This window comes from Thiolapillus sp. (genome assembly GCF_048562965.1).
Taxonomy (GTDB): domain Bacteria; phylum Pseudomonadota; class Gammaproteobacteria; order Chromatiales; family Chromatiaceae; genus Thiolapillus; species Thiolapillus brandeum_A.
Genome location: NZ_JBHNMF010000171.1, coordinates 1 through 6,443, shown reverse-complemented (window position 1 = coordinate 6,443; position 6,443 = coordinate 1). Strand labels below are relative to the sequence as shown.

Genomic DNA, 6,443 nt, shown 5'->3' with positions numbered 1-6,443 from the left:
AGCAGCTTTGGATGAGAATTTTGCCAGGGTTTGCCCCAAACCCGGCAATCCCCCCGGAAATTCTCTGGTCACTGTGCTGCTGCGCATGGTGGCTTGAATAATTTCTGGGAAACTTCAGCTGTATAATCTCTGTGTCCAGAAAGGAACGCTGACGCCTGAGGAGCGCTACATCATCAACGACCATATCGTCCAGACTATCATCATGCTCGAACAGCTCCCCTATCCGAAGCATTTGCGTGATGTCCCCAGGCTGGCCGGCGCCCACCATGAAAAGATGGATGGCAGCGGTTATCCGCGCAGGCTGTACGGGGAAGACATGCCCCTGGCTGCACGGATCATGGCGATTGCCGACATCTTCGAGGCCATCACGGCTTCTGACCGTCCTTACAAAAAAGCCAAGAAACTCAGTGAAGCCATTCACATCATGGCGATGATGAAACAGGACCATCACATTGACCCGGAACTGTTTGATCTGTTCCTGCGTTCCGGCGTATACCGCCGCTATGCGGAGAAGTACCTCTCACCGGAGCAGATCGATGACGTGGACATCGAACAGTACCTTTCCTGAAACGAGGTGGTGAACTTCTGTTCCGACCTCCTGGCCGGAGAATTGCTACAATTTGGGCTTTTCCGGGCGCTGCTTGGGCGGCCGGCAACTGATACTGGAGAAAACGATGGCTGAAAAGATGACGGATTCGGGACTGAAATATGATGACCTGGAAGAAGGGACCGGTACCGAGGCAGTAGCGGGTACGCAGGTGACAGTTCACTATACCGGATGGCTCGAGGATGGAAGCAAGTTCGATTCCAGCCTCGACAGGAATCAGCCTTTCCAGTTTGCACTGGGCCAGGGGCAGGTCATTCGCGGCTGGGATGAAGGTGTGCAGGGGATGAAAGTGGGTGGCAAGCGCAAGCTCACCATTCCACCTCAGCTCGGTTATGGTGCGGCCGGTGCGGGTGGTGTGATTCCCCCCAATGCGATCCTCATATTCGAAGTGGAACTGCTCGAGGTCGGCTGATGCTGCCCGACAGCAGGCAGATTGCGTCTGATATCCGTCGCGCCCTGGAAGAAGATGTCGGCAGGGGCGATCTGACGGCCGCGCTGGTGCCTCGGAATCATGGCGTGCAGGCACAATTGATCTGTAGACAGGAAGCGGTGCTCAGCGGTATTGCCTGGGTGGATGAAGTCTTCCGCCAGGTGGACAGCAATGTCGAGCTGGAGTGGCATCTGGGCGATGGCGACCGCCTGAACGAAAACCAGCCCGCATGCAGCATCCACGGCGCGGCCGCCAGCCTGCTGACGGCTGAACGCACCGGGCTGAACTTCCTGCAGACACTGTCAGGTACGGCGACGGTTACAGCCGGTTACGTGGCGGCGGTGCATGGCACGGGAGTGAATATCCTGGATACGCGCAAGACCCTGCCAGGCCTGCGTTTGGCGCAGAAGTATGCCGTCACCTGTGGTGGTGGCGTCAATCACCGTATGGGTTTGTACGACGCCATCCTGATCAAGGAAAATCACATCGCAGCAGCCGGCTCTATCGCTGCTGTTCTGAAAAAGGCCAGGCATCTGCATCCCGATGTTCCCCTGGAGATCGAAGTGGAAAACCTCGACGAACTGGGGGAGGCGCTGGAAGCGGGGGCCGGGCGGGTGCTGCTGGACAATTTCAGCCTGCAGCAGTTGCGTGAAGCGGTGAAGCTGAATGGGGGAAGGGCCCGCCTGGAAGCATCCGGCGGCGTCAGTCTCGATACCATTCGCGCCATTGCGGAAACCGGCGTGGATGACATTTCGGTAGGCGCACTCACCAAGGATGTCCAGGCTGTGGATTTTTCACTGCTGTTCACTGATTGAGCAGAATGAACTTTCGTATCTATTTTTGTCAAATTAAAGGCGATTTTGTCTGAAAAGCCGGAGCTTCACAGAGGTTCGGGCCAAAACCGAGGAAAAATACTAGATGAAGAAAAAAAGAATTGTATTGATGCTGGCGGCCGCTGTACTGGCGGGCCAGGTACAGGCAACCGAGCTGAAAACCTTTGATCAGCGCTACAGTTACACGCTGGGAACGCGCATGGCAAAGATGCTGAAGGCGCAGGGCATTGGCGAACTGGATGGCGTGGCTTTTGGTGCTGCCGTTGCCGATGTGGTCAATGGCAAACCGCTGCAGATGACGGATGAGGAAATGACCGAGGTACTGAAGCTGCGTTCAGAGAAAGCCGCCAAGCAACGCGCGGAACGAGCAGCCAAAGCACTGGAGAAGTCCAAGGCTTTCATGGCCGAGAATGGCAAGAAGCCGGGCGTAACCGCGCTGGAAAGTGGTCTGCAGTACCAGATCATCAAGCCGGGTAAGGGTGAACCGCCCAAGATGACTGATACCGTTAAAGTACACTATGAAGGGCATACCACCGACGGCAAAAAGTTTGACAGCTCCTATGACCGCGGCAAGCCTGCCCAGTTCGCCCTCAAGGGTGTGGTGAAGGGCTTTTCCGAAGCGCTCACCCACATGAAACCGGGCGCCAAGTGGAAAGTATTCATTCCGCCTGAGCTGGGTTACGGCGCACGCGGAGCGGGCAATATCATCGGCCCCAACGAAGCCCTGGTGTTTGATCTCGAGCTGATCGAAATCGTCAAGCCAGAGGCAAAAGGCGCCGAAGCCAAAGCCAGGTAAGCCAAAACGGCAGATCATGGTGAAGAACCCCGGTCCTTGGGCCGGGGTTCTTTGTTTTCAGCCTTCGGGTGCGAACGGTTGCCAATCAGGATCCCGCCGGTCCTTCCTCCCCGGCGGGCGGACATGCAACCGCAACCGCGGGTCGCTGCACCCCATGCGCCGGAAATTCCTCTGTGCCTGTTTCAGCGAAGGCAGGTTGGCGCCATCGGTAAAATCAGGATCTTCGTACTGTAGCGGATCGTCTTCCCAGAAGCAGATTGGGCAGATGAGATGGCTGCCCGGCGATTCCGCGTCCAGTGTCAGATATCCGCAGCAGGGGCAGGTATATTTCTTCTTGCCGAACATCAATGTGTTGACCGGCAGTTCGCAGTATCAACCCTTGTCCAGTTCCAGGTATTCCCAGATCTTCTCGGTAAGGGTCTTGTCGCTTTCCTCCAGTTCGGGGAAAGCGCCGTTCTTTTCGTTGATTGCCAGCACGCGCAGGGCATCCCGATACAGTTCCACCATGCCCATCTTTTCGTAAGCAATGATCATGATGGTCAGGCCATCTTTCACTGACGGTGTGTACTGGTAGTGTTGCACCACATATTGTGCGCGGTTTGCGGCAGCCAGCCAGGCGCCGCGGTCGAGATAGTAACGGGCGACGTGAATTTCATGCCGGGCCAGCTGATTGCGCAGGTAGAGCATGCGCAGTTTGGCGTCCTGGGCGTATTCCGTATCGGGGAAGCGACGCACCAGTTCGGCAAAGTCCTTGTAGGATTCCTGGGTGGACCCGGGATCGCGCTGGGAATTGTCTGTTGGCAGGAAGCGCGAGAAAAAGCCCATGTTTCGGGTAAAGTTCACCAGGGCTTTCAGGTACAGCGCATAGGCCACGGCCGGGTGATCCGGGTGCAGTTTCACGAATCGGTCCACGGCGGCCAGCGCCGAATCTGGCTCATCGGCCTGATAGTAGGCGTAGGCGATATTCAGCTGGGATTGCAGGGCGTATTTGCCGAAAGGGTAGCGCGACTCCAGTTTCTGGTAATACTTGATGGCGCGTTCATAGTTGCCTCCGTGCATGGCGTCTGTCGCTTCAGAATAGAGCTTTTGCGCAGACCAGCCGGCGGTCTTGTCCACCTGCTCGGGCAGCAGGCTACATCCGCTGAGTAAAAATGCGACAATAAATGCAGGCCAGAGAAGTTTGGACATGGGCAATCGATCCCGGTTTATATTTGTGCCGGATTATACCTCACATTGGCAACGGGCAGAAAAGAGCGTGGCAGAAATACAGCACCAGGGCATCATCGATCAGGAACTGTCCGGTTTGCGTCTGGATCAGGCGCTGGCGCGGCTGTTTGCCGATTATTCCCGCAGTCGCCTGCAGGCCTGGATTAGGGACGGGCGGGTAGAGGTGGACGGTGAAGTGCGCAGGCCCAGGGACAAGGTCTGGGCCGGTGAGCGTGTGCTGCTGCAGGCGGTGCCGGAAACCGATCAGCGCTGTGAGCCCGAAGATATTCCCCTGCATATCGTCCATAAGGACGAGCACATCCTGGTCATCGACAAGCCTGCCGGCCTGGTGGTGCACCCCGGAGCCGGTAACCGGACGGGTACGGTGCAGAATGCACTGCTGCATCATGATGGAGATGCCGCCGCTCTGCCAAGAGCGGGCATCGTGCATCGCCTGGACAAGGACACGACCGGACTGATGGTGGTGGCGCGCAGCCACGTGGCGCACAAGCATCTGGTCGAGGCCCTGCAGGCGAGGCAGATCAAGCGGGAATACCTGGCGCTGGTGGTGGGATTGCCTACAGCGGGCGGCACGGTGGATGCTCCCATCGGTCGCCATCCCGGCAGACGGGTGTGCATGGCGGTTGTGCAGGGTGGCAAGCACGCGGTTACGCACTACCGTATCAACGAGCGTTTCCGCATGCATACCCTGCTGGATGTGCAGCTGGAAACCGGGCGCACCCACCAGATCCGGGTGCACATGGCGCATATTCACTATCCGCTGGTTGGGGATACGGTATACGGCGGTCGTGTGAAACTGCCGCGTGATGCCAGCCAGGCTACCGTCCAGGCACTGCAGCAGTTTCCGCGTCAGGCATTGCATGCACGCCGTCTGAGCCTGAATCATCCGGTCACTGGTGAACCTCTGACATGGGAAAGCCCCATACCCGGTGATCTCGCCCGCCTCATTGAGCAGTTGCGTCTGGACAGGGCCGAGCATGAACGCTGACTGGATCATTCCCGACTGGCCTGCTCCTGAAAACGTGCGCGCCCTGAGCACCACGCGCAATGGCGGCTGCAGCTTTCCGCCCTGGGACAGCTTCAATCTGGGAGATCACGTGGGGGATGATCCTGTCCATGTGAAGAAAAACCGGGCCAGGCTGGCGGCTCTGGGAGGTCTGCCCGGTGAGCCGTTGTGGATGGAGCAGGTTCACGGCAGCCAGGTGCTGCCTGCCGGCAGCAGCGGGTGCCGGGGAGATGCCCGTTTCAGTACGGTAGAAGGAGAGGTCTGCGCGATAATGACGGCAGACTGCCTGCCGGTGCTGTTTTGTGATGACAGCGGAAGCCAGGTGGCTGCGGCTCATGCCGGATGGCGGGGGCTTGCCGGCGGCGTGCTGGAACATACACTGCGCTGTTTCAACCGGCCCGCCTCGGCTATCATGGCCTGGCTGGGGCCGGCCATCGGTCCCGCCGCCTTTGAAGTGGGAGACGAAGTGCGTGAGGCCTTCCAGCGGCAGCAGGCGGCTGCAGAAGCTGCCTTCGCGCCGCATGGAAAGGACAAATGGCTGGCCGACATCTACAGATTGGCCAGCCTGCGCCTGCAGGCAGAAGGATTGACCCGGATTTTCGGTGGTGACTTCTGCACCTGTACAGAGTCTGAACGTTTTTTTTCATACCGGCGTGATGGCCGCACCGGTCGCATGGCCAGCTTGATCTGGTTGGAGAAGAGTAATGAGTAAACACTGGTATATGCTGACCGTCACCGGGGAGGACAAGCCGGGTATCGTCGCCCGTATCACCCGGACACTGTTCGATCGCGGTATGCTCCTAGGCGAGGCCTCCATGCTGCGGCTGGGTGGCAATTTCACTATCATGATGATGGTGGCCGGCGAGATGGATGCCCAGGCGCTGGAAGAAGCCCTGTCCCAAGTGGCGGATGAGCTGGGCCTGAGCCTGCATATCGATCCCATGCAGGGTGGCCTGCACCGCCATGTGCCGCCAAACTTCATCGTGCGGGTCAGTGGCGCGGACAAGGCCGGCATCGTCGCCAAGGTCACAGGTGTGCTGGCGCAGGACGGGTTCAACATACTGGGACTGGATTCAGATGTTGCAGGCAGTGAGGACAAGCCGGTGTACATCATGCAGATTGCCGGTATTGCCAGCGTACCCCTGGAAACCCTGGAAGCATCACTGAGTAGCTTGCGCTCCGAGGGCATCGACGTGAATGTCTCCCCCGTCGAAATGCTGGTGGGCTGATTCGTGGAAGCCCTGCCCATACTCACCATTCCCGATGACAGGCTGAAACAGGTATCAGAGACGGTAACCGGTTTTGATGACAGCTTGCCAAGCGTGTCTTCGGCCTCGTGATAGATTTTGGGACATCCCAGTCCCCAAAATCGACTCGGCCTTTGACAACCTATTGGTGCCCCAGCCGTCCTGGTCACCCAGCACTACGTGTCGGGTACCATGTGATTATATTCCAAAAAGGAGCTATCCTTTGTTCCGAACCCGCCAGATATTGAACGACTGGCTCACGCAAAACCTGGAGGAAGCATAACGCCATGGTTATCC

General features: G+C 58.1%; 10 protein-coding genes. 8 read left to right on the top strand and 2 right to left on the bottom strand.

Features of this window, described 5'->3' with window-relative positions; translation table 11 throughout:
* Positions 1-97 precede the first annotated feature (97 nt).
* From ACOCD2_RS10265 to ACOCD2_RS10250, 4 genes are all read left to right on the top strand, one after another.
* Positions 98-568 (top strand): HD-GYP domain-containing protein, encoded by a 471-nt coding sequence (locus ACOCD2_RS10265; RefSeq protein ID WP_308214799.1) that lies wholly within the window; start codon positions 98-100, stop codon positions 566-568.
* Between the two features lie 106 nt (positions 569-674).
* Positions 675-1,019, top strand: coding sequence for an FKBP-type peptidyl-prolyl cis-trans isomerase (locus tag ACOCD2_RS10260; RefSeq protein WP_293647416.1), 345 nt, complete (start codon positions 675-677; stop codon positions 1,017-1,019).
* Complete coding sequence (nadC, locus tag ACOCD2_RS10255) at positions 1,019-1,852, top strand: carboxylating nicotinate-nucleotide diphosphorylase (RefSeq protein WP_293647414.1); 834 nt, start codon at positions 1,019-1,021, stop codon at positions 1,850-1,852. The genes ACOCD2_RS10260 and nadC overlap by 1 nt, the downstream gene beginning before the upstream one ends.
* A 103-nt stretch (positions 1,853-1,955) precedes the next feature.
* Entirely contained in the window at positions 1,956-2,666 is a 711-nt protein-coding gene (locus ACOCD2_RS10250; protein ID WP_293647412.1) for an FKBP-type peptidyl-prolyl cis-trans isomerase, read from the top strand.
* 57 nt (positions 2,667-2,723) lie between these two features.
* Here ACOCD2_RS10250 and ACOCD2_RS10245 read toward each other — a convergent pair whose 3' ends face one another.
* Both ACOCD2_RS10245 and ACOCD2_RS10240 read right to left on the bottom strand, forming a co-directional pair.
* Positions 2,724-3,011, bottom strand: a complete 288-nt coding sequence (locus ACOCD2_RS10245) for a CPCC family cysteine-rich protein (protein ID WP_293647418.1) — start codon at positions 3,009-3,011, stop codon at positions 2,724-2,726.
* Between the two features lie 27 nt (positions 3,012-3,038).
* Positions 3,039-3,854: an outer membrane protein assembly factor BamD gene (locus tag ACOCD2_RS10240; protein ID WP_293647410.1), complete on the bottom strand. Its 816-nt coding sequence runs from the start codon at positions 3,852-3,854 to the stop codon at positions 3,039-3,041.
* A gap of 67 nt (positions 3,855-3,921) precedes the next feature.
* Here ACOCD2_RS10240 and rluD point away from each other — a divergent pair, with 67 nt between their 5' ends.
* The 4 genes from rluD (at position 3,922) to ACOCD2_RS10220 (ending at position 6,394) form a co-directional block, all read left to right on the top strand.
* Positions 3,922-4,881 carry a 23S rRNA pseudouridine(1911/1915/1917) synthase RluD gene (gene rluD / locus ACOCD2_RS10235; protein ID WP_293647408.1) on the top strand — a complete coding sequence of 320 codons (960 nt, stop codon included), beginning with the start codon at positions 3,922-3,924 and terminating at the stop codon, positions 4,879-4,881.
* A complete protein-coding gene (pgeF, locus tag ACOCD2_RS10230) occupies positions 4,871-5,611 on the top strand; it encodes a peptidoglycan editing factor PgeF (protein ID WP_293647406.1) in 741 nt (246 codons plus the stop codon). Before rluD ends, pgeF begins: the two co-directional genes overlap by 11 nt.
* Positions 5,604-6,128: a glycine cleavage system protein R gene (locus ACOCD2_RS10225; protein WP_293647404.1), complete on the top strand. Its 525-nt coding sequence runs from the start codon at positions 5,604-5,606 to the stop codon at positions 6,126-6,128. Before pgeF ends, ACOCD2_RS10225 begins: the two co-directional genes overlap by 8 nt.
* Before the next feature lie 107 nt (positions 6,129-6,235).
* Entirely contained in the window at positions 6,236-6,394 is a 159-nt protein-coding gene (locus ACOCD2_RS10220; protein ID WP_419588428.1) for a hypothetical protein, read from the top strand.
* Positions 6,395-6,443 lie beyond the last annotated feature (49 nt).